Genomic DNA, 21,619 nt, shown 5'->3' with positions numbered 1-21,619 from the left:
TTATAACATTTTAAACCCCTAAAAAACTTATGGGATTTTTTGATTTCATGACCGAGGATATTGCAATAGACCTTGGTACCGCAAACACTTTAATCATTCATAATGATAAAGTTGTTATTGACAGCCCCTCTATCGTAGCACGCGACAGAGTTTCAGGCAAAATCATCGCTGTTGGTAAAGAAGCCAACATGATGCAAGGTAAAACACATGAAAATATCAAGACCATAAGGCCTTTGAAAGATGGTGTAATTGCCGATTTTGATGCTTCGGAAAAAATGATCAACATGTTCATTAAAAGCATTCCTGCATTAAAAAAGAGAATGTTTACTCCAGCTTTAAGAATGGTAGTTTGTATTCCGTCCGGAATTACAGAGGTTGAAATGCGTGCTGTAAAAGAATCTTGTGAGCGTGTAAACGGAAAAGAAGTTTATTTGATTCACGAACCAATGGCCGCTGCAATCGGTATTGGAATCGATATCATGCAACCAAAAGGAAACATGATCGTAGATATCGGAGGTGGTACTACTGAAATCGCTGTTATCGCTTTAGGTGGAATTGTATGTGACAAATCTGTAAAAATTGCAGGTGACGTTTTCACAAATGACATCGTTTATTACATGCGTACACAGCACAACTTATTTGTTGGAGAAAGTACTGCTGAGAAAATCAAAATTCAAATTGGAGCTGCTATCGAAGATTTAGATGGTCCGCCAGAAGATATGTCAGTTCAGGGTAGAGATTTGCTTACAGGGAAACCAAAACAAGTAGATGTTTCTTACCGTGAGATTGCAAAAGCATTAGACAAATCTATTCAGCGTATTGAAGATGCGGTAATGGAAACATTATCTCAGACTCCGCCTGAGTTAGCTGCCGATATTTATAACACTGGTATTTATTTAGCTGGTGGAGGATCTATGTTGAGAGGTCTTGACAAACGTATCTCTCAAAAAACAGATTTACCAGTTTATATTGCAGAAGATCCATTAAGAGCTGTTGTTCGCGGTACCGGAATGGCTCTTAAAAACATTGCAAAATTTAAAAGTATCTTAATCAAATAAGATTCAAAATAACAATCAATTTACTTTATAAGGATCAAATTTTCAATATTTGATCCTTATAAAACTTGAAACCATAAAGCATATCCTGAAACAAAATAACCAGACAAGAAATGCAGCAAATATTTAATTTCATTATAAGAAACAGTAATCGATTGCTGTTTTTGCTGCTTTTAGGTATATCGTTAGGACTCACAATTCAATCACATTCCTTTCACAGAAGCAGAGTAATCAGTTCTGCTAATTTTTTAAGTGGCGGTGTTTACGAAAGAATCAATCGTGTAAATGAATACTTGAATTTAAGAGCAGAAAACGACGAACTTGTACTTGAGAACGCAAGATTAAAAAGTCTTTTATTCAACAAAGAAGACACTACAAAACCACCTACACCAGACAGTATAAAAGGTGTAAAACCTTCGGATATTATTGTATCTAAGGTTATTCATAACTCCTATAATACTCACGAAAATTATATCACTTTAAACTCCGGAAGTAAAGATGGAGTTAAGCAAGATATGGGAGTAATCAACAGTTTAGGAATTGTTGGAGTTATTGATAATACGTCACCAAACTACTCGACTGTTGTTAGCATTCTGAACATGAAATCGCATATTAATGCGAAGATTAAAAAATCAAATCATTTTGGTTCTTTAACATGGAATGGAAAAAGCACAGGATATGTACAATTAGAAGATGTGCCTAGATTAGCTTCTATCAGAAAAGGTGACACTATTGTTACCGGTGGTCAATCTGTAATTTTCCCTGAAGGAATTAATATTGGAACAGTAGACATAGTGTACAAAAAAGAAGGTACTAGTTTTTATGTTATAAAAGTGAAATTGTTTAACGACATGACCAATTTAGGACACGTTTATATCATTAAAAGTAAAGGAAGAGAAGAACTTATTAATTTAGAAAACAAAAGCAAAGAGAAAGATGAATAGCGCTTTGTTGGTAAATATTTTTCGATTTATTATGCTGCTGGCAATTCAGATTGTTATTTTCAACAATATGAATTTCTTAGGATACATAAGTCCTTTTCCGTATATCTTATATATCATTTTATACCCTGTAAACAGTAATAAAGCAGGCCTTATAATCTCTAGCTTTTTACTTGGATTAATGATGGATATGTTTTGTAATTCCGGAGGAATACACGCAACTGCGTGTGTAATTCTGGCTTATTACAGACCCTATATTTTCAAGTTTTCGTTCGGACTTAGTTACGAATACCAAACTATAAAATTAAACGAATCTTTAACACCAGAGCGATTTTCATTTATTCTGGTCTCGGTTTTAATGCACCATATTGTATTGTTTGTGCTTGAAGCATTTCAATTCAAATTCATCTGGGATATTTTACTCCGAACCTTATTTAGCTCAATATTTACTATAATCACCTCCATAATAATAATTTATCTTATTAAGCCCAATAAACGATGAGAAAAGTTCTGCTGCCCACTATAATTATTATTGCAGCATCTTTGCTAGTGATTAGGATCTTTTACCTGCAAATTATTGACGATTCCTTCAAACTGAAATCAGAAAGTAATGCGATAAAAAAAGTCTACGACTATCCTGAAAGAGGCTACATCTACGATAGACACGGGAAACTTCTTGTGGCTAATCAGGCTTCTTATGACATCATGGTTATCCCAAGAGAGGTAAAAAAAGATTTAAATATTGCAGAATTCTGTGCACTTTTGAACATTACTGAGGAAGACTATCATAAGCGTATTGAAAAAGCAAAAGTGTACAGCCCAAGACTTCCATCTGTATTTTTATCACAATTGAATAAGAATGAATTTGCTGCTTTTCAGGAAAAAATCAGAAAATATGATGGTTTCTATTTCCAAAAAAGATCTCTTCGCGATTATGAAGTAGATTATGGAGCTAATATTTTTGGTTCTATTACCCAGGTAAATGAAAATCAAATTGCAAAAAATCCATACTATAACAGTGGAGATTTGATTGGAAGACAAGGCGTAGAAGAAAGTTATGAAGAAATATTGCGCGGTATTAAAGGCGTTAAATACATTCAAAAAGACAAATATAACAGAGAAATTGGTTCTTATAAAGAAGGGCGATATGATACGATTGCCGTTGCCGGAGAAGATATCAATTTAACTATTGATGCCGAACTTCAAAAATATGGCGAGGAATTAATGATTAATAAAAGAGGTGGAATCGTTGCGATTGAGCCAAAAACTGGTGAAATTTTAGCACTTGTTACCGCTCCATCTTACGATCCCGGAATTTTAGTGGGAAGACAAAGGTCTAAAAACTATACGCTTTTATATAATGATTCTATAGCAAAACCACTGTACGACAGAGGATTGCTGGCCGAATATCCTCCAGGCTCTCCTTTTAAGATTTTGACTGGTTTGATTGCACTTCAGGAAGGCGTTGTAAACGAACAAACGACTTTTATGTGCCATCACGGTTTTAGTTATGGTGGAGGTCGTTTTATGAAATGCCACGGTTTTGGACCACATCAATTACATAACGGAATTTACAATTCCTGTAATACTTATTTCGGTCAAGCTTACATGCTTACCATCAATAAATATAAAGATCCGGGGCAAGCTGTTGATGTTTGGAGCGGTCACGTAAAAAGTTTTGGATTAGGACAGTTTATGGGATATGATTTGCCTACCGGAAAAAGAGGAAATATTCCGACTTCTAAAACCTACAAAAGGATTTATCCTAACGGAGGATGGAGAAGTTCAACCATTGTATCGAATGCAATTGGCCAGGGAGAGGTTTTGATGACTCCTATTCAGTTAGCCAATATGATGGCGACTGTAGCCAATCAAGGATATTACTATACACCTCATATCATTAAAAAGATTGAAGGGGAGAAAATAGACGAAAAGTTCACTACAAAGCATGTCACTACCATTGATCAAAAATATTTCCCGCCGGTTATCAGTGGATTATTTGATGTTTATAATAAAGGTACGGCTTACGCGCTTCGAGTAGAAGGAATTGATATTTGCGGAAAAACAGGAACAGCAGAGAACTATGCCAAAATAAACGGAAAAAGAGAAAAGCTTAAAGACCACTCTATTTTTGTTGCTTTCGCACCAAAAGATAATCCGAAAATTGCGATTGCCGTTATGATTGAAAACGGAGGTTTTGGAGCAACAGTCGCGGGTCCGATTGCGAGTTTAATGATTGAAAAATATCTAAGAAACAAAATTACAAGAACCGACTTAGAAACGAGAGTATTAAATAAAAGCTTAGTTGCTGAATATGCAAAATTAGGCGGAATGAATGAAGCGAGCAAAATCGAATCGGTACCAAAAGATTCTGTTTTACAAGCAAAAATTATAAAACCAAAAGCGCCTGTTACAGTAACGCCAAAAACGGAAATTAAAAAAACAGCAGTAGACACTACTAAGAAAAACTAAGAGAGAGTATTTCAAATGAAAAATCAAAGTGTAAAAAATAATATTGACTGGATAAGTGTCTTTATCTACATTGCGCTGGTAGTTTTAGGTTGGCTGAATATTTATTCGTCTTCCCTATTATCAACAGATGGAACTTATCAAAAACAGCTTATTTTCATTGGCTGTACAATTCCTTTGATATTTGTTGTACTTTTTGTTGATGGTAAATTTTACGAAAAATACGCCAGTATTATCTTTGGAGTTTCACTATTATCGCTGGCAGGACTGTTTATTTTTGGAAAAACAATTGCCGGACAGCGATGCTGGTATGCTATAGGAAGTTTTACTTTACAGCCTTCGGAGTTTGCCAAAGCTGCAACGTCATTAGCTTTAGCTAAATACTTAAGTGACACACAAATTAACCTGAAAGAAACCAACAGACAGATTCAGGCTTTAGCAATTATGCTTTTGCCCGTAATGTTGATTCTACCACAACCAGATCCTGGAAGTGCTTTAATTTACAGTGTCTTTCTTTTGGTTTTATATAGAGAAGGACTACCTTCCTGGTATGTATGGACAGCTTTTATTACCATTGTACTTTTCGTTCTTACATTAGTCCTGGAACCTTATGTAGTTATTATTATAGCCTTTGTGGTTTTGGCAATTATCTATTTCAAAGGAAGAGTTGTTGACAGAAATCTGTTATTAAGCGCTATCTTATTAGCTTTAATTTCCGGTTTTGTTTTCTCTGTTGATTATGTTTTCGATAACGTCTTTAAACAACACCATAGAGACCGTTTCAATATTTTATTGGGAAAAACAGTCGACATGAAAGGTATTGGGTATAATACCAATCAGTCTGAAATTGCGATTGGATCCGGAGGATGGATTGGAAAAGGCTTCCTAGAAGGAACACAAACCAAAGGAGGCTTTGTTCCGGAACAACATACCGATTATATCTTTACAACTGTGGGCGAAGAATGGGGATTTGCAGGCTCTTTGACCGTTATTGTACTTTTTGTGTCATTGCTTCTTAGAGTTATTTATTTGGCCGAAAGGCAAAAAACAAAATTCAGCCGGGTCTATGGTTATTGTGTTGCAGGGATTCTCTTTATACACTTCTTTGTAAACATTGCCATGGTAATTGGAATTTTCCCTACAATTGGGGTTCCTCTTCCCTTCTTTTCTTACGGAGGATCCGGACTTTGGGGATTTACAATATTGTTGTTCATTTTCCTTAAAATGGATGCCAACAAAGTAAATGAATGGTAATTTAGAAAAGATTCAATTCTTAAAAAATTCCAAATTCCAAGCTGAACTTTGCTTGCTACGGGGATTTTTAACCGATAAGCTCTAATTAATTATAAAATAAGAAAATATACCATAAAAAAAATCCGAAGTTTAAGCTTCGGATTTTTTTATTTCTTTAATTATATCTGTTCGTTTGGTCTCTTTTTTAAAAGCTTTAATAAGACCGGGAATGTTGATATTATGATGATTATTATAATGATATATTCTATGTGTTTTTTCAAATCTATTCCTTGTTTCAGGAAGACACCATACAAATAATGTCCTGCAAAGATTAAGATGAACGACCAAAGGAAAGAACTTAAGATATTATAAAACATAAACTTCTTTTTGTCCATCGAAACTATTCCTGCAACTATCGGAGCGAATGTTCTGAAAATTGGAAGGAAACGAGCATAAATGATTGCTTTTCCACCATATTTCTCAAAGAAATCTTTTGACTGAAGCAGGTATTTTTTCTTAAACCAAAAAGTATCTTCTTTTTTAAATAAATAATAACCACTTTTGGCTCCAAACCAATATCCGGTCATGTTTCCTAAAACCCCCATTATTGCTACGGCTGTTGAAAGAAGAAACACATTAATAAAATCATTTGGAATATGAACAACATTCTCAATTAAATCACGACTATAAATACCAGCTAAAAAAAGCAAACTGTCTCCAGGCAGAAAGAAACCTGCAAAAAGTCCCGTTTCAGCAAAGACTATAAACAGCACAATAAACAACCCAATTTGAAAACCACCGACGCTTAAAGTAATATAAAATTCAGGGTTTAGTAACTGGGTCCATTCAAAATTATTCATAAAATGAGATTGGTTATTTTTATAAGTTTGTGAAAGTAACAATAATTTACCTCAACCGCAATAAAATGCAGTATTTTAAACATAAATTAACTATTAAAAAAAGCCCGGACATAGGTCCGGGCTTTTAGTTATAATTATTCTCTCACATACTTGCAGCAGCTATGAAGATTGTCATAATCTTCAGTTGTCGCTTTAATCTCTTTAGTATCATGACCTGCTTTTGCAACTGCTTTATTTAAATCCAAAGGAGAAGCTTTTTCTTCGTTTAGAATAACCGCAAGCTGATGAGAACTAATATCCCATGTAGCCATTTTAACTCCAGGAACACCATAAGCCGCTTTTTCAATACGTTTTTTACACTGCTCACAGTTACCGTTTACTTCAGTTGTGTATTTTAAATTTTTGTTCTTTTTAGTTTGAGCCTGCACCGAAAAACCAAAAAAAGCAATCATTGCTATTAAAAGTAATTTATTCATGTTATTAAATATTTATTGTTATTAAAATTGAAATTTTATATTGATATTGAAATTTTTATTGAAATTGTTATTTGATCTTAAATCGTAATCCTGCATAATACATTTGTCCAAAAATTGGCGCATATGCAACAGACGCATCAAAATTAGGTCCAAAAGGATTCTCTGCTCCTAAAATTGCTTTTTTCTGTTTATAGTTTCCAATATTTTCTCCTCCAATGTACACTTCAAAAACAGAAGAAAAAACACGAGTTACCTGTGCATTCATAACAGCATAAGCAGGAGAAAAATCAGGAAATTGATCTTCCTCAGGATTTGAAGCCGTATACGGCAATTGCTGTTTTCCTGACCAGTTATAAGTAAAATCAAACCTCCATTGCTTATCATCATTTAAAGTGGTTTCGTATTCCAGATTTCCTAAGAAACGATGTTTTGCCTGTAACGGACGCTGAAACGAACCTCTCAAATAATCCGTTTGGATATCGTAATATTTATAAGCTGTTCTCAAATTTAAATTATGAATCAATTCATAATTAAATTCTACCTGAAGACTATTTGCAAAAGAACTTCCTTTTAAATCATAAAACAAAACCTGCTGTGGACTCTGCATTACATCTACAACAGCCTGATTTTGGAAATCGGTTCTGTAGAAGTCAAAACCGGCGTCAGCATTTTTACCAAAAATCTTGAATTTCTGAGAAAAACTAATTCCATAGTTCCAAGCAATTTCCGGATTCAAACCGTATACTTTTCCACTCGAATCTAAAATTGAAAAAGTTCTTGAACTGGCAAAAAGCTGTTGGTTTTCGGCAAAAATATTAGCCGTACGCTTTCCTCTTCCAGCCGAAAAACGAATCACACCATTTTTCCACGGATTATATCTCATGTGTAATCTTGGTGTTACAAAGAAACCTAAACGATTATGATTATCAACCCTTCCGCCTAAAATCAAGCTAAAGTTATCTGTATTATCATAAGTATATTCAAAAAATGCTCCAACCGAATTATCGATTCTGCTGTAATCCACAACATTTACAAACTCTTGATACTGATCGTAAGTAAAGTTTAAACCCGTTGTAAACTTGTGCATCGTATTATTGATGATTGAATTGAAAATCAAATTAGAATAAAAACTATTTTGTCTGATATCGTAAAGATTTAAGCCAAAATAGGAATCTTGTTTATGACTATTAAAGGCATTTTGAAAACCAATACTCTGATATGGCATATCCTTGAATACATATCCAATTTTGGTTGAAATATCGAAACGTTCTGTATTAATTTCAGAACCCCAATAATTAGTTGTCCCGCGATCGTGATCTTTATCAAAATCCACTTCTCCAGTTTGTTTTTTATCATTCATATATCTGAAATTGATAAAACTAACCAAACCGCTTTCCGGATTGTAATATTGGTAACGATTCAAAACATTGATTTGCTTTCCTAACGGATTATCCAAAAATCCGTCATTATTCATATCGTTTTTTGCTACACGTGCATTTCCGTGAACAAATAAACTTGTGGCCCATTTATCAGATATCTTTTTATTGAAATGCGTATTTAATTCGAATCGGGAATCAGTTGAGCCATAAGCATTCAGAAAGAAAGGAATATCGTTTAATGGTTTTAAAAGTTCTGTATTGATCTGCCCCGAAATACTTTCGTAACCATTGATAACACTTCCTGCTCCTTTGGTAATCTGAACACTTTCAATCCATGTTCCAGGAGTAAATGATAGTCCGTAAGCTTGTGAAGCGCCACGTACAGAAGGAATATTTTCTTCTGTAATCATTAAATACGGACTGGTTAATCCAAGCATTTTAATTTGCTTAGTTCCCGTTAAAGCATCCGAAAAATTAACATCGATGGATGGATTGGTCTCAAAACTTTCTGCCAGATTACAGCAGGCCGCTTTTAGTAATTCTTTACTGGTAATAACAGATGTATTGGCTGTTACGGTGAAGGATTTTTTAATTCCTTTTTGTTTTTTATTGATTTTTACTTCCTCTAAATCTTCTTGCGAAAAAGCAGCAACAGAAAGCAAAAATGCCATAAAAAGCATTATATTTTTTTGCATAAAAAATGATTTTAATGTTGAATAGAATTACATTTTTAATCTTTGTTCGAAAACAAAAAACAATAAAAATGTAAACGCAAAGCCCAAACTAAGGCTTGCATTTTATCTTAAAACATTAAAATCAGGAATAGAAAATATACTGATGGTATAATTTGAATAAGGGGGGCGCATTTGCATCAGCGTAATAAGAAAGGGCTTCTTTCTTTTTAAAACCCGGAAGTTCTAAAAATACTAAAGGTTTGTAATCTTGCTGAACTGCTGGAAAATCAAATTGAAAAAAGAAAAACTTAAGCGTTGCATTATCTGATTTTTTCTCAATCTGAACGTGTTTATCTTTACAGCAGGAATTCTTTTTTTCTTTAGAACCGCAACATTTCTTTTCCACTACAGGTTTTGAAGTTGTATTTAAAGAAATAGAAGCGATTTTTCCGCCGCAATAGTGTACATCAAGAGCAAACCCAATATTGGAAACCAATAATAGGAATGCTAGAAATAGTCCTGTACACTTTTTTAAATTCATACTGCAAAACTATTCAAAAACTGCCGATAAAAAAACCAAAATAAATGTTATTTTTTAGATTGTTGAAGCTGATAATAAAATCCGGGAATAAAAAGTAATACTAAAACAGGCTGAATTACAAATCGTCGCACATAAAAAAGCAACCAGACCGAATCAGGAAAAAATTCCAGAATTATAAAAAATGCTCCTAACAATAGTACCAGAAAAAAACCGTAGACAATAAAACTGAATTTAAGAATATCCCGATTCTGAAACAATACATAAATTAGTAGCAGAGATAAAACAGAATTCAGGAAATAACGAAAAAAAAGTCCAAAAAAGAGTTTTAGACTATCAAATTTCGGAAAAGGTTTATTTGCAAAATCACCTTTAAAATAATTCAAAAAAGGATCATAAAATAATTGCGTCTCAAGACTTCTTACGAGAGCGAAACACAGTATTACGATTACCGCAATAAAAATCTGAAGTTTATTTTCTTTTAAGTTATCGAGCATATTTTGAAAATCTATTGATCCAGAAAATCCACAAAACAAATACATATCCGTAAATAATCAACGGAAATACAACTCCGTGAAGGAAATGGTTTTGTTCCGGAAAATTAAACAAAAGAACTGTTAGTACTGCAATTCTAATAACGTTCAGGATGTAAAGAGAAAAAACTCCAAATAATATAAACAGTAAGGTTTGTTTTAGTTTTCCCGAAAAAGCAGCCACAAAAGAAACAAAAAGAATCATAACACTAACTGCATTGCATCCTTCTGTTATAAGAGCTAAAAATTTACCATTGAGAGAAACTTTCATCCACGGATTTTGAGCACTTTTCTGAACAATTATATCGTAATTAAAAAGCTGCAATAATTGTTCTGTGTTCTTGCTAACAACTACAGTTATATTATCAAGATCATGTGCTTCAAAACTATTGAGATAGAATTTATAAAGTAATGTCAGAACAATGTACGTCAAGAAAAAGATCCCTACGAAAATCAAAAACGGTTTAAACTGGACGAAATATTTCTTCAAGAGATTTTTTTTTCAAATTTATGTATTTTTTGAGTTTAGCTTTAAATACTTTTGTATAAAATTTTCAAATCATGACATTTCAAGAATTACAACCAAAAATAAGCGCTATAGTATCTGATAACAATAAAGTTAGAGATGAAAAACTACTAGCTATCTGCCAATTATTAAACGAAAATGTAGATTACTATAATTGGGTAGGTTTTTATTTTGCCAACCACGAAAGTAAAACACTTCACTTAGGTCCTTATGTTGGGGCAGAAACAGATCATACGGTTATCCCTTTTGGAAAAGGAATCTGCGGACAGGTCGCAGAAAGCAATGCCAATTTTGTAGTCCCTGATGTTAAAGCTCAGGATAATTATATCGCTTGTAGCTTAACCGTTAAATCTGAAATCGTAGTACCACTTTTTGTAAATGGAGTAAATATTGGTCAGATCGATATTGACAGTCATGTTATTGATCCGTTTACGGAAGCTGATGAAAGATTTTTAGAATTCGTAAATCAGGAGGTTGCTAAATTATTCTAGAAGCCCTATTTTTAGTACAAAAAAATAGACCAGAATGAAAAAAAACATCTATATATTACTTTTTGTTATCATTTCAACTGGTCTATCCGCACAGATTAACATGGTCTCGAAAAAGATTTTCCTTGACTCATTAAATAGGGAAACCACTTCCCCAGATTACAGTTACACAAGAGTAATAACCAATTATTCTCAAAAAAGTGCCAGATATGTCATTACTGATTTCTACAAAAATGGAAGGAAGAAAATGACCGGCTCAACTCTGGACAGAGATATCCTGAAAAAGGACGGAGAATTTATTTGTTATTACAAAAACGGAACAAAAGAATCTGTTATCAATTATCTTGACGATCATAAATCCGGAAAAGAAATTAACTGGTACGAAAACCAAAACAAGAAGTCAGAGAAGCAAAATTTCTGGGATCCGAAAACAAAAAAGTCGCAAACCCTGATTCTTAATTACTGGAAGGAAGATAAAACCCAAACCGTAACTGACGGAAACGGAGAATATGAAGAAACTGAAGGTTCTATATCTCAAAAAGGTGAAATAAAAAACGGCTTAAAACAAGGTATTTGGCAAGGAAATGACGTGTCCAAAGATATTTCCTTTACCGATAGTTATGATAAAGGAATTCTAATTTCCGGAGTCAGTATAGATGCCAACAACGTAAAAACTACTTACTCTTCTTTGAGTGAAAAACAATCCGGGAAGAAGACTTCGAAGTCAAAATAACCAACTCTAAAATTTTCTTGATTTGTTAAACTCAACCCCTTGTTTATTTGTATTCAAAATATTACTTTGGCCTAATTTTTATTTCCAATCCTCCTATGAAACAAATTTTACGTATTTTATTTTTAGTTTTACTATCTACAAAAGCATTTTCACAAAACGCTGTAACTGCTAATAAGCTAATTTACTTAGATTCTATGTGGGTACCAAGTACTCAGGAAAATTATAAGTACACCAGACTTATTGAAGAATACTATTCTGATAAAAAAACTTACGTTTATAAGGACTATTACAAATCTGGAAAAATAAAATTTATTGCTACTACAACAGACCGAGATATTATGAAAATTGAGGGACAAGCTGTCTCTTACTATGAAAACGGGAATAAAAAATACACTGTCAACTATGTTAATTCAAAAAAATCCGGAAAAGAATTTAGCTGGTACGAAAATGGAAATATAAAATCTGAAATTGACTATCCTGAAGATAAAGAAGGCATAGTTGAGGGCAAAATAATTAACTTTTGGAACCCTGAAAAAGAACAAATTGTGACAGATGGAAATGGACAATACTCCTATAAAAGCGAAAATAGCGAAGAAGCGGGAGAAATAAAAAATGGTGAACCAGAAGGCACATGGAAAGGAAGTGATTTCAAGAGAAAATCCAGCTTTATTGAAATTTACAAAAAAGGAAAATTAATTTCTGGAATTACTACCGACTCTTTAAATACAAAACATTCGTATGGTACAAAATACCTTCAGCCAAGCCCTAAAAATGGAATAAGTTCGTTCTACAGTTATATTGGGAAATCAATGCGTATTCCTTTTGAAGCCAGAAAAGTTTCCGGAAAAATTTACATGACCTTTATAGTAGATGAAGAAGGGAATCTGGTAGAGCCAACAGTAATAAAAGGCGTTGGTTATGGTATCGATGAAAATGCCATACAATTGATTAAAGAAGCCCAAAAATGGAATCCCGGCAAGAACAGGGGAATTCCTGTAAGAGCTCTTTATAAATTGCCAATAACCATAATGGCAAAATAAAAATAGAAATTTAAACTTAAAAAAAGTACCTTCAAATCATTAAAACACAATTTTCTACACCTCTATTTTAAGATTCTTTTATTTTTGTTTGATTCTTTTGTTTTTTTAATCTAATTTTGCACCCGTCTTACAAAAGTTGTATGACATACATAAAAATCATTAAATAATATTGGAATGTATTTAACTAAAGAAAAGAAAGAAGAGATTTTCGCACAACACGGTGGTGCAACAAACACTGGAAGCGCAGAAGGTCAAATTGCATTGTTCACTTACAGAATTTCTCACTTAACTGAACACTTGAAAAAAAATCGTCACGATTACAACACTGAGCGTTCTCTTGTACTATTAGTAGGTAAAAGAAGAGCTTTGTTGGATTATCTGAAAAAGAAAGATATCAACAGATATCGTGAGATTATCAAAGTATTGAATATCAGAAAATAATCAATATAGAAAAGAGGTGCGAAAGTGCCTCTTTTTGTTTTTACATTACACGCATACTATTACAAGAAAAAAAGTTTGGTTTTTCATTGGGTTTTAGATAACAACAACTACACACAACAACAACTACAACACAACTAAAACCCATTGTATAATCAAAAGGAAAAAATTTATGATTCCACAATTATTTGTAGAAAAAATCGATTTAGGTGATGGCAGAAGCATCACAATCGAGACAGGACGTTTGGCAAAACAAGCTGATGGTTCTGTAGTAGTTAGAATGGGCGATACTATGATTCTTGCAACAGCAGTTTCAGCTCGCACATCAAACCCAGGCGTTGATTTTTTACCGTTAACGGTAGATTACCGCGAAAAATTCGCAGCAGCAGGTCGTTTCCCTGGAGGTTTCTTTAAAAGAGAAGCACGTCCAAGCGACAGCGAAATATTGACAATGAGATTAGTTGACCGTGTTTTACGTCCACTTTTCCCAGACGATTACCATGCTGAAACACAAGTTATGATTCAATTAATGTCTCATGACGAAACAGTTATGCCAGATGCTTTAGCTGGTTTAGCGGCTTCTGCAGCATTAGCAGTTTCAGATATTCCATTTTATAACTTAATTTCTGAAGTACGTGTTGCACGTATCGACGGAAAATTGGTTATCAACCCAAGTAGAGAAGAATTAGAAAAATCTGACATCGATATGATGATTGGAGCTTCTATGGATTCTGTAGCAATGGTTGAAGGTGAGATGAAAGAAATCTCAGAAGCTGAAATGATCGAAGCTATTAAATTTGCTCACGAGGCTATCAAAGTTCAAATTCACGCTCAATATCGTTTACAGGAAGCTTTTGGTAAAAAAGAAATCCGTACTTACGAAGGAGAGAGAGAAAACGAAGAAATTTACGCAAAAGTAAAAGCAGCAGCATACGATAAAATCTATGCTATTGCAAAAGTTGGTTCAGCTAAACACGAAAGAGGTGCTGCATTTGCTGAAGTAAAAGAAGAAGTAAAAGCTTTATTTACGGAAGAAGAATTAGCTGCTGATGGAGATTTAGTTTCTAAATATTTCTACAAAACCAACAAAGAAGCTGTTCGTAACGTTGTTTTAGAATTAGGCGTTCGTTTAGATGGTAGAAAAACTACAGACATCAGACCAATTTGGTGTGAAACTGATTATTTACCAAGAGTTCACGGTTCTTCTTTATTTACACGTGGAGAAACTCAAGCTTTGGCTACAGTAACTTTAGGAACTTCTAGAGAGGCTAACCAAATCGACTCGCCTAGCGAGCAAGGTGAAGAAAAATTCTACTTACACTATAACTTCCCTCCTTTCTCTACTGGTGAAGCAAAACCACTAAGAGGAACTTCAAGAAGAGAAGTTGGTCACGGTAACTTAGCTCAAAGAGCGTTAAAAAATATGATTCCTGCAGATTGTCCTTACACAATCCGTGTTGTTTCTGAGGTTTTAGAATCTAATGGTTCTTCTTCTATGGCAACAGTATGTGCTGGAACAATGGCTTTGATGGATGCCGGAGTTCAAATGGTAAAACCAGTTTCTGGAATTGCTATGGGATTGATTACTGACGGTGAGAAATTTGCTGTATTGTCTGATATTTTAGGAGATGAAGATCACTTAGGAGATATGGACTTTAAAGTAACCGGAACTGCTGATGGAATTACAGCTTGCCAAATGGATATCAAAATCGAAGGATTACGTTATGATATCATGGAACAAGCATTAGCTCAGGCTCGTGATGGACGTTTACATATTTTAGGAAAATTAACTGAGACAATCGCTACTCCAAGAGCAGACGTTAAAGCTCATGCACCAAAAATCATTACCAGAACTATTCCTGGAAACTTTATTGGAGCATTAATTGGACCTGGAGGAAAAGTAATTCAGGAATTACAGAAAGCTACAGGAACTACTATCGTTATTAACGAAGTTGACGAGCAAGGAGTTGTTGAAATCTTAGGAACTGATCCTGAAGGTATCAAAACTGTATTAGCTAAAATTGATGCTTTAACTTTCAAACCTCAAATGGGAGAAGCTTACGAAGTTAAAGTAATCAAAATGTTAGATTTCGGAGCTGTTGTAGAATATACTGCTGCACCAGGAAACGAAGTACTACTTCACGTATCTGAATTGGCTTGGGAACGTACTGAAAACGTTGCTGACGTAGTTAAAATGGGAGATGTTTTCCAAGTGAAATACTTAGGAATTGACCCTAAAACTAAAAAAGAAAAAGTGTCTAAAAAAGCGCTTGTTCCAAGACCTCCACGTGAGGAGAAAAAAGAGTAATCAGATCTTAGTTTACTAAAGGTTTATTCATAGAAAACCCCAATTCATTATTGAATTGGGGTTTTTAAGTTTTATTCTTTTGGATTTCCCATTTTTTGCAAATGTTTAAAATGGGAAAACATCATTTCAAATAACGTTTTATGATGATAAGGTTGTTTGTATTCTTTTGTTGTTTCTTCAATTATGTTATTAATTTCACTATAATTGGTATGGCAGATATTCGGAAAAAGATGATGCGCAGCATGACAGTTGGATCCACCACTTAAAAATCTTGCCCAGCTCTTATTGGCATCCCAGTCGCAACTTGTATAAAGCTGATGAACTGCCCAAGTATGTTCTAAAAATTCTCCTTCAGGCTGCGGATAATCTGCCCCATCAAAGAAATGTGTTCCTACCAGCATTATAATAAAAACCATCGAAGTAAAAGCACTTGCCGTTAGAAAAGTCACAACAATGAAAGACCAGGAAAAGTGAGCATATAATAATGGAAAAATTAATACGAGAGAAAAATAAAATACTTTATACAGTAAAAATCTAAAGTAAAGTTCAAGTTTAGAAACTCCTCTTTTCATCCAGTCATATTCGTTTGAAAACAAATAGACCCAGTCACTCATAAAAACAGAATGTAACAGCGTAAACATATAAACAAATGGCGCATAATAAGCCTGGTACTTATGTTTTGGCTTCCATGGATGCGTTGGACTCAATCTCAAAAATGGATTTTTATCGATATCAATATCACTTCCTTCAACATTTGCATACAAATGATGTGAACGAATATGCCTCAAACCCCAAAGCAATGGATCTATTCCAACCGTTAGAAAACTAAAAAAGTGCAAAACTGAATTTGCCTTTTTATTTTTGAATGCCGTATTATGAGAGGCATCGTGACCAAAACTAAATCCGATAAGCAATCCGGCTAGCTGAAAAATTACATACAATATCCAAAAATGCATTTTACTTACCGAATCCAAAAAAAGCAATGAATAAGAAGAATAACAAATAAAAGTCCAAAACAGACCTTTAAACCAAAATCTGGCATCGCCGTGAGAAATAGTTTTATGCTTTAGTTTCTCATGCACTTTCTCTTTTAATGCCGTAAAAAATACCTTCTCTTCTTCTGATTTATTAAAATATTTAGCTTTCATAAAAGTGTCTTTTTAAAAAATTACAAGGCAAACCTATTGCATTTATCGCATTTCAATTTGCGCAAAGTGATGGAAATTTTTATTAATTTTGCGATTATCGCAAAATATGAAATCACAGGAATTATTTTTAAAAGCCATCAAACAGAAAATACCTCAATCCATTTCTTTGATTGATGAAATTGCCGCTGTTTTAGAAATTAGCTATGATGCTTCATACCGAAGAATTTCAGGCAAAAGCAAATTTTCTATTGATGAAACAATTAAACTGGCTAATCATTTCAATATTTCTTTAGATAATTTATTTTCGAAAAAGGGAAAGGTAATTGTTGAGAAAACAATTGAAATCGAAAACTTAAAAGACATGCTTCAGTATTTCAAATCATCTGCAGAAAATATAGAAGCATTAACAAAAAATAAGAAAACAAAGTTATTTTATTCTGCTAAAGACATTCCGCTGTTTTACTTTATGGACGGAACCATACTCTCAAAATTTAAAGCATTTGTCTGGCTTAATCTTTTAAATTCCAGTCAAAAGAAAACCTCATTTGAAAATTTTGTAATCGATGAATCTTTTACAGAATACATGCAAAAATTAAAAAAGATATACGAGAACACAATCGTAAATGAGGTATGGAACGACACGACCATAAACAGCAGTCTACAACAAATTCTTTATTTTTATGAAGCCGGCCTTTTGAGTTTAAAAAGTGCAAATGCTCTTTGCACAGACCTTAAAAGAATTATTGAACTAATAAAATCAAAATGTAACGAACCAAACGAAAGATTCTCTATTTATTACAACGAACTCATACTATTAAACAATAATATGCTCATAGAAACTGACGAGAAATTAACCATGTTTGTTCCTTATACACTTTTAGGCTATTTCATTACAGACAACGAAGACAGCTGTAAAAATGTCCATCAGTTTTTTAAGCAACAAATTCTCAACTCAATTCCTTTAGCTCAGTCCGGTATAAAAGAACAGCATCTTTTCTTTAATCGCGCCATCAGAAAAATAGATTATTATCTGGAAAAGATAAACTCGCAAGTAGATTTATTATTTTAAAAACTTCTGTGTTTCCTAAACGCAATATTCAACATTCTTCCAAATTAACTAATGGATTGAGATTTTTCATTTTAATAACATAAAAATTTTATTACATTTTAACACCTTTGCGTGATTTTTATAACATTTTTTTAATACTTTTGGAACTAATCAATCCAAAAACAAACTAATCACGTTCCCTTGAAAAATTACCAAAAAAAAACCATTTATCTATCGATATTTGCAAGCTTCTTAAACATATCGTATTTACATTCCCAATCTGTTGAAAAATCGTCATTGTACGATTACTTCGATGAAGCCATTGGAAAAGACAATCTAAACATCAATAACGGAATTGTCCACAGTGAGCCTTTCCGCCCTTTGGCAGGCAAAAACAGATATTATATTGAGGAATTCAATCTCGGTGATATCAGTTATGAAGGACAAATTTATTCCAGTGTCAATCTCAAATACGACATTCTGCAAGATCAGGTTATCTACAAACAAAATGGATCTTCTGAAAATTTACCTATAAACCTCATTACCGAAAAGGTTGACTATTTCTTTATCAAAAACAAAAAATTTGTCAATCTTAAAGAAGAATCCATAAAATTTCCTTCTACTATAAAAGGCATCTATGAGGAAACCTATATTGGCGATAATGTTTCTCTTTATATTAAACATTCTAAAGAAAAAGTAAAATCGCTTCAGGCAGATATTATTTACTATAATTTCATTTATAAAATCAGTTATATCCTTAAATATAACAACTATTTCTACAAAGTGGAAACAGAAAAAGATTTTAAGAAAATCTTCCCAAACTATAAAAAGGAAATAAATAGTATTTACAGTACCGACAGAAAATTAGAACGTTCCAACAAACCACAATTCATGGAAAATCTAACAAAACAAATCAATGGTCTTTTAAAAAAAAGTTCTAATTAAATGAAAAAAATTACTCTTATTCTATTTTTAATAGCCTTTCAACAAATCATATATTCTCAGGTAATCAGCGACAAAATATCAGTTGAATTTAAAAATGCCAATATAAAAACTGCTATTCAGGACATTGAAAAAGTGTCTTATTACAAATTTTACTTTGACGAAAAATGGTTTGAAAATGATAGTACTTCAATAAATAAACGATTTAAAGACACTAAAATTGGTGAAGTTCTTGAAGATGTTTTTCAAAACACAAGTTTTAACTTCTATATTTCTGACAACAAAGTTATTGTTACAAACAACAGTATAATTTACAGTCAGCTACCTGATGATTATTTTGGAATTCCTCTTGAAAGAGATGAAAATGGACAAATCACTACTCCAATATTCTATCAGCAATACGACTCAATAAAAAAGACGAATTCCAGAAATCCTAATAAAAACATTAGAGATCTGGTTCTTATTGGTAAAGAAGTTAAAAATCAAAAAAAGAAATCTACCTATACATTATCAGGTGTGATACGAGGTGGAAAAAACAATTCCGGACTTGCTAATATTATTGTAAAAATACCAAATTCTGAATTTTCTGCTACAACAGATAAAAAAGGATATTACAGCCTTCAAGTTCCCGGAGGATTAAATGTTGTTGAAACAGAGAGTTTCTCTTATAATAAAGTGACTAAAAATATCATGGTTTATAATGATGGAGCATTAAATTTCTCATTGACCGATAACATAAACCAACTGGATGAAGTCCTTATTAAAACTAATAAAAGTAAAAGTGCCAAATCTGCTATAACAGGAGTAACCACTATTGATGCTGAAGGAATCAAAAATGTTCCGTTGGTTCTTGGTGAGCGCGACATATTGAAAGTTGCCTTAACTATGCCCGGAATAAAAACAGCAGGAGAAGGTTCTGCCGGATTCAATGTCAGAGGTGGTAAAGAAGATCAGAATTTATTTTTACTGGATCATGCTACTTTATACAATCCGTCTCACTTTTTTGGATTTTTCACTGCTCTGAATCCTTATACAACTAAAAAAGTTGACATATACAAAGGAAGTATTCCTGCTGAATTTGGAGGAAGATTATCATCTGTTTTTGATATTTCGTCCAAAAGTGGTAACGTGAATGAATTTCAGGGAGAAGGCGGAATCGGGCCAGTTACAAGTAATTTGATGGTTTCTACACCTATTGTAAAAGGAAAATCAAGTCTGGTTGCAGGAGGAAGAGCTACTTATTCAGATTACATTTTAAAAAGTCTGGATGATGAAAATTTAAAAAACAGTCAGGCTTCTTTCTATGATCTTATTCTTAAATACAATCATAAGATAAATGCCAATAACGATATTGAATCTACATTATATTACAGCCATGACAAGTTCAGCGTTTCTTCGGATTCACTTTATAAATACAGCAACAGATTAGCAACATTAAAATGGAACCATACTTTTAATGAAAAAAATAAAGGTTCATTAATTGTTACCAATAGCGAATACAAGTTTAATATCGATTATCAGTCTGAAGGAACAAACAGTTTTGATTTTGGATATAAAATTGACGAAACTCAGGCCATGTTGAAAATGAACTATTTCTACAGCAATAAACATAAATTTAGCTATGGTCTTTCGACAAAATTGTACTCTGTTGATCCGGGATATTTAAACCCGACAAACCCTAACTCAACTTTAATTCCAATTGATGTTGAAACTGAAAAAGGTTTAGAATCTGCGGCTTACATTGGTGACAACTTCAAAATAAGCGATAAATTCCTTCTGGATTTTGGTTTACGATATTCAACTTTTTCTGCTTTAGGAAAATCTACTCAGAGAATTTATGAAGAGAATTTACCAATTAGTGATGCTACAGTAATTGAGACCAAAACCTATGGAAACAATGAAGTAATTAAAAGATATGGCGGATTTGAACCAAGACTTGCTGCACGATATTTCATTACTGATGATTTTTCTGTGAGAGCAAGTTATGACAAAACATATCAATACATTCATTTATTATCCAATAATACAACACAGTCTCCAACAGATATCTGGAAACTTTCAGATTTAAATGTAAAACCGGAAAGTGCTCAACAAGTTTCTTTAGGTCTTTATAAAAATTTAAAAGACGGAGATGTTGAACTTAGTTTAGAAGGATATTACAAGAGATCCAAAAATATTCTGGATTACAAAGTTGGTGCTGAATTATTATTAAATGAAAATATTGAAACGGAACTTTTACAGGGCGAAGGTAAAGCTTACGGAATAGAGTTTTTAATCAAAAAGCAAGTTGGTAAATTAAACGGATGGCTTGGTTATACGTATTCACGATCTTTAATAAAGCTTGACAGCCAGTTTCAACAGGAAAAAGTTAATGACGGAAAATACTTTGCTTCTAATTTTGACAAGCCCCACGACTTTAGTGCGGTTTTAAACTACAGAATTACAAAACGTTATAGTTTTTCGAGTAACTTTACTTATCAAACCGGAAGACCAATTACGTATCCAATTGGGAAATACGATTACGGCAATGAACAATACACAGTTTATAGCGATCGTAACAAATTTAGAATTCCTGATTATTTTAGACTTGATGTTGGTTTAAACATTGAAGGAAATCATAAAATCAAAAAATTAGCTCATAGTTTTTGGAATATTTCAGTTTACAATGTTTTAGGAAGAAACAATCCTTATTCTGTATTTTTTGTTACAAAAGAGGGACAAATCAAAGCTTATAAAACATCTATTTTTTCTATTCCAATTCCAAGTATCACTTATAATTTCAAGTTCTAA

At 33.0% G+C, this 21,619-nt stretch carries 20 protein-coding genes; 13 read left to right on the top strand and 7 right to left on the bottom strand.

Annotated elements, in window-relative coordinates:
- Positions 1-29: 29 nt before the first annotated feature.
- The 5 genes from HYN56_RS07565 (at position 30) to rodA (ending at position 5,719) form a co-directional block, all read left to right on the top strand.
- Positions 30-1,058, top strand: a complete 1,029-nt coding sequence (locus tag HYN56_RS07565) for a rod shape-determining protein (RefSeq protein WP_008466528.1) — start codon at positions 30-32, stop codon at positions 1,056-1,058.
- Positions 1,059-1,168: 110 nt separating this feature from the next.
- The gene (gene mreC / locus HYN56_RS07560; RefSeq protein ID WP_109191619.1) at positions 1,169-1,999 is read left to right on the top strand and encodes a rod shape-determining protein MreC; all 831 of its coding nucleotides are present in this window, start codon (positions 1,169-1,171) and stop codon (positions 1,997-1,999) included.
- The gene (locus tag HYN56_RS07555) at positions 1,992-2,498 is read left to right on the top strand and encodes a rod shape-determining protein MreD (RefSeq protein ID WP_109191618.1); all 507 of its coding nucleotides are present in this window, start codon (positions 1,992-1,994) and stop codon (positions 2,496-2,498) included. Before mreC ends, HYN56_RS07555 begins: the two co-directional genes overlap by 8 nt.
- On the top strand, positions 2,495-4,468 hold the full coding sequence (mrdA, locus tag HYN56_RS07550) for a penicillin-binding protein 2 (protein WP_109191617.1): 1,974 nt from the start codon (positions 2,495-2,497) through the stop codon (positions 4,466-4,468). The genes HYN56_RS07555 and mrdA overlap by 4 nt, the downstream gene beginning before the upstream one ends.
- Positions 4,469-4,483: 15 nt before the next feature.
- Positions 4,484-5,719: a rod shape-determining protein RodA gene (rodA, locus tag HYN56_RS07545; protein WP_109191616.1), complete on the top strand. Its 1,236-nt coding sequence runs from the start codon at positions 4,484-4,486 to the stop codon at positions 5,717-5,719.
- A 158-nt stretch (positions 5,720-5,877) separates the two neighbouring features.
- Here rodA and HYN56_RS07540 read toward each other — a convergent pair whose 3' ends face one another.
- The 6 genes from HYN56_RS07540 to xrtF all read right to left on the bottom strand — a co-directional run bounded on the left by HYN56_RS07540 (position 5,878) and on the right by xrtF (position 10,648).
- Entirely contained in the window at positions 5,878-6,558 is a 681-nt protein-coding gene (locus HYN56_RS07540) for a DedA family protein (protein ID WP_109191615.1), read from the bottom strand.
- Positions 6,559-6,692: 134 nt separating this feature from the next.
- Entirely contained in the window at positions 6,693-7,034 is a 342-nt protein-coding gene (locus HYN56_RS07535) for a heavy-metal-associated domain-containing protein (RefSeq protein ID WP_109191614.1), read from the bottom strand.
- Between the two features lie 67 nt (positions 7,035-7,101).
- The gene (locus tag HYN56_RS07530; protein WP_109191613.1) at positions 7,102-9,108 is read right to left on the bottom strand and encodes a TonB-dependent receptor plug domain-containing protein; all 2,007 of its coding nucleotides are present in this window, start codon (positions 9,106-9,108) and stop codon (positions 7,102-7,104) included.
- A gap of 121 nt (positions 9,109-9,229) precedes the next feature.
- Entirely contained in the window at positions 9,230-9,628 is a 399-nt protein-coding gene (locus HYN56_RS07525; RefSeq protein ID WP_109191612.1) for an HYC_CC_PP family protein, read from the bottom strand.
- A 47-nt stretch (positions 9,629-9,675) separates the two neighbouring features.
- On the bottom strand, positions 9,676-10,122 hold the full coding sequence (locus HYN56_RS07520) for an exosortase F system-associated membrane protein (RefSeq protein WP_109191611.1): 447 nt from the start codon (positions 10,120-10,122) through the stop codon (positions 9,676-9,678).
- Entirely contained in the window at positions 10,112-10,648 is a 537-nt protein-coding gene (gene xrtF / locus HYN56_RS07515; RefSeq protein WP_109191610.1) for an exosortase family protein XrtF, read from the bottom strand. The genes HYN56_RS07520 and xrtF overlap by 11 nt, the downstream gene beginning before the upstream one ends.
- Before the next feature lie 71 nt (positions 10,649-10,719).
- Between xrtF and HYN56_RS07510 the strand changes: the two genes are divergently transcribed.
- The 5 genes from HYN56_RS07510 (at position 10,720) to HYN56_RS07490 (ending at position 15,691) form a co-directional block, all read left to right on the top strand.
- Positions 10,720-11,175: a GAF domain-containing protein gene (locus HYN56_RS07510; RefSeq protein WP_109191609.1), complete on the top strand. Its 456-nt coding sequence runs from the start codon at positions 10,720-10,722 to the stop codon at positions 11,173-11,175.
- Between the two features lie 34 nt (positions 11,176-11,209).
- Positions 11,210-11,905: a toxin-antitoxin system YwqK family antitoxin gene (locus tag HYN56_RS07505; protein ID WP_109191608.1), complete on the top strand. Its 696-nt coding sequence runs from the start codon at positions 11,210-11,212 to the stop codon at positions 11,903-11,905.
- 95 nt (positions 11,906-12,000) lie between these two features.
- The gene (locus HYN56_RS07500; protein WP_109191607.1) at positions 12,001-12,945 is read left to right on the top strand and encodes an energy transducer TonB; all 945 of its coding nucleotides are present in this window, start codon (positions 12,001-12,003) and stop codon (positions 12,943-12,945) included.
- Between the two features lie 174 nt (positions 12,946-13,119).
- Positions 13,120-13,386, top strand: a complete 267-nt coding sequence (rpsO, locus tag HYN56_RS07495; protein WP_008466503.1) for a 30S ribosomal protein S15 — start codon at positions 13,120-13,122, stop codon at positions 13,384-13,386.
- 169 nt (positions 13,387-13,555) lie between these two features.
- Positions 13,556-15,691 (top strand): polyribonucleotide nucleotidyltransferase, encoded by a 2,136-nt coding sequence (locus HYN56_RS07490; RefSeq protein WP_109191606.1) that lies wholly within the window; start codon positions 13,556-13,558, stop codon positions 15,689-15,691.
- Positions 15,692-15,762: 71 nt separating this feature from the next.
- On the opposite strand, the gene HYN56_RS07485 is transcribed toward HYN56_RS07490, so the two are convergent.
- Positions 15,763-16,839: a fatty acid desaturase family protein gene (locus HYN56_RS07485; protein ID WP_109191605.1), complete on the bottom strand. Its 1,077-nt coding sequence runs from the start codon at positions 16,837-16,839 to the stop codon at positions 15,763-15,765.
- Between the two features lie 106 nt (positions 16,840-16,945).
- On the opposite strand from HYN56_RS07485, the gene HYN56_RS07480 reads away from it, so the two are divergent.
- The 3 genes from HYN56_RS07480 (at position 16,946) to HYN56_RS07470 (ending at position 21,619) form a co-directional block, all read left to right on the top strand.
- Positions 16,946-17,908 carry a helix-turn-helix domain-containing protein gene (locus HYN56_RS07480; protein WP_109191604.1) on the top strand — a complete coding sequence of 321 codons (963 nt, stop codon included), beginning with the start codon at positions 16,946-16,948 and terminating at the stop codon, positions 17,906-17,908.
- A gap of 276 nt (positions 17,909-18,184) precedes the next feature.
- Complete coding sequence (locus tag HYN56_RS07475) at positions 18,185-18,832, top strand: hypothetical protein (RefSeq protein ID WP_109191603.1); 648 nt, start codon at positions 18,185-18,187, stop codon at positions 18,830-18,832.
- Positions 18,833-21,619: a TonB-dependent receptor gene (locus HYN56_RS07470; protein WP_109191602.1), complete on the top strand. Its 2,787-nt coding sequence runs from the start codon at positions 18,833-18,835 to the stop codon at positions 21,617-21,619.

The organism is Flavobacterium crocinum (genome assembly GCF_003122385.1).
In the GTDB taxonomy this organism is placed as follows: domain Bacteria; phylum Bacteroidota; class Bacteroidia; order Flavobacteriales; family Flavobacteriaceae; genus Flavobacterium; species Flavobacterium crocinum.
This window is presented reverse-complemented; position numbering and strand designations above follow the sequence as displayed.

Coding starts and splice junctions, on each gene's coding strand:
- HYN56_RS07520 (WP_109191611.1), bottom strand. CDS start 10,122: ATGCTCGATAACTTAAAAGAAAATAAACTTCAGATTTTTATTGCGGTA.
- HYN56_RS07480 (WP_109191604.1), top strand. CDS start 16,946: ATGAAATCACAGGAATTATTTTTAAAAGCCATCAAACAGAAAATACCT.
- HYN56_RS07555 (WP_109191618.1), top strand. CDS start 1,992: ATGAATAGCGCTTTGTTGGTAAATATTTTTCGATTTATTATGCTGCTG.
- HYN56_RS07540 (WP_109191615.1), bottom strand. CDS start 6,558: ATGAATAATTTTGAATGGACCCAGTTACTAAACCCTGAATTTTATATT.
- rodA (WP_109191616.1), top strand. CDS start 4,484: ATGAAAAATCAAAGTGTAAAAAATAATATTGACTGGATAAGTGTCTTT.
- rpsO (WP_008466503.1), top strand. CDS start 13,120: ATGTATTTAACTAAAGAAAAGAAAGAAGAGATTTTCGCACAACACGGT.
- HYN56_RS07505 (WP_109191608.1), top strand. CDS start 11,210: ATGAAAAAAAACATCTATATATTACTTTTTGTTATCATTTCAACTGGT.
- HYN56_RS07565 (WP_008466528.1), top strand. CDS start 30: ATGGGATTTTTTGATTTCATGACCGAGGATATTGCAATAGACCTTGGT.
- HYN56_RS07535 (WP_109191614.1), bottom strand. CDS start 7,034: ATGAATAAATTACTTTTAATAGCAATGATTGCTTTTTTTGGTTTTTCG.
- HYN56_RS07490 (WP_109191606.1), top strand. CDS start 13,556: ATGATTCCACAATTATTTGTAGAAAAAATCGATTTAGGTGATGGCAGA.
- HYN56_RS07530 (WP_109191613.1), bottom strand. CDS start 9,108: ATGCAAAAAAATATAATGCTTTTTATGGCATTTTTGCTTTCTGTTGCT.
- mrdA (WP_109191617.1), top strand. CDS start 2,495: ATGAGAAAAGTTCTGCTGCCCACTATAATTATTATTGCAGCATCTTTG.
- mreC (WP_109191619.1), top strand. CDS start 1,169: ATGCAGCAAATATTTAATTTCATTATAAGAAACAGTAATCGATTGCTG.
- HYN56_RS07525 (WP_109191612.1), bottom strand. CDS start 9,628: ATGAATTTAAAAAAGTGTACAGGACTATTTCTAGCATTCCTATTATTG.
- HYN56_RS07485 (WP_109191605.1), bottom strand. CDS start 16,839: ATGAAAGCTAAATATTTTAATAAATCAGAAGAAGAGAAGGTATTTTTT.
- HYN56_RS07510 (WP_109191609.1), top strand. CDS start 10,720: ATGACATTTCAAGAATTACAACCAAAAATAAGCGCTATAGTATCTGAT.
- HYN56_RS07500 (WP_109191607.1), top strand. CDS start 12,001: ATGAAACAAATTTTACGTATTTTATTTTTAGTTTTACTATCTACAAAA.
- HYN56_RS07470 (WP_109191602.1), top strand. CDS start 18,833: ATGAAAAAAATTACTCTTATTCTATTTTTAATAGCCTTTCAACAAATC.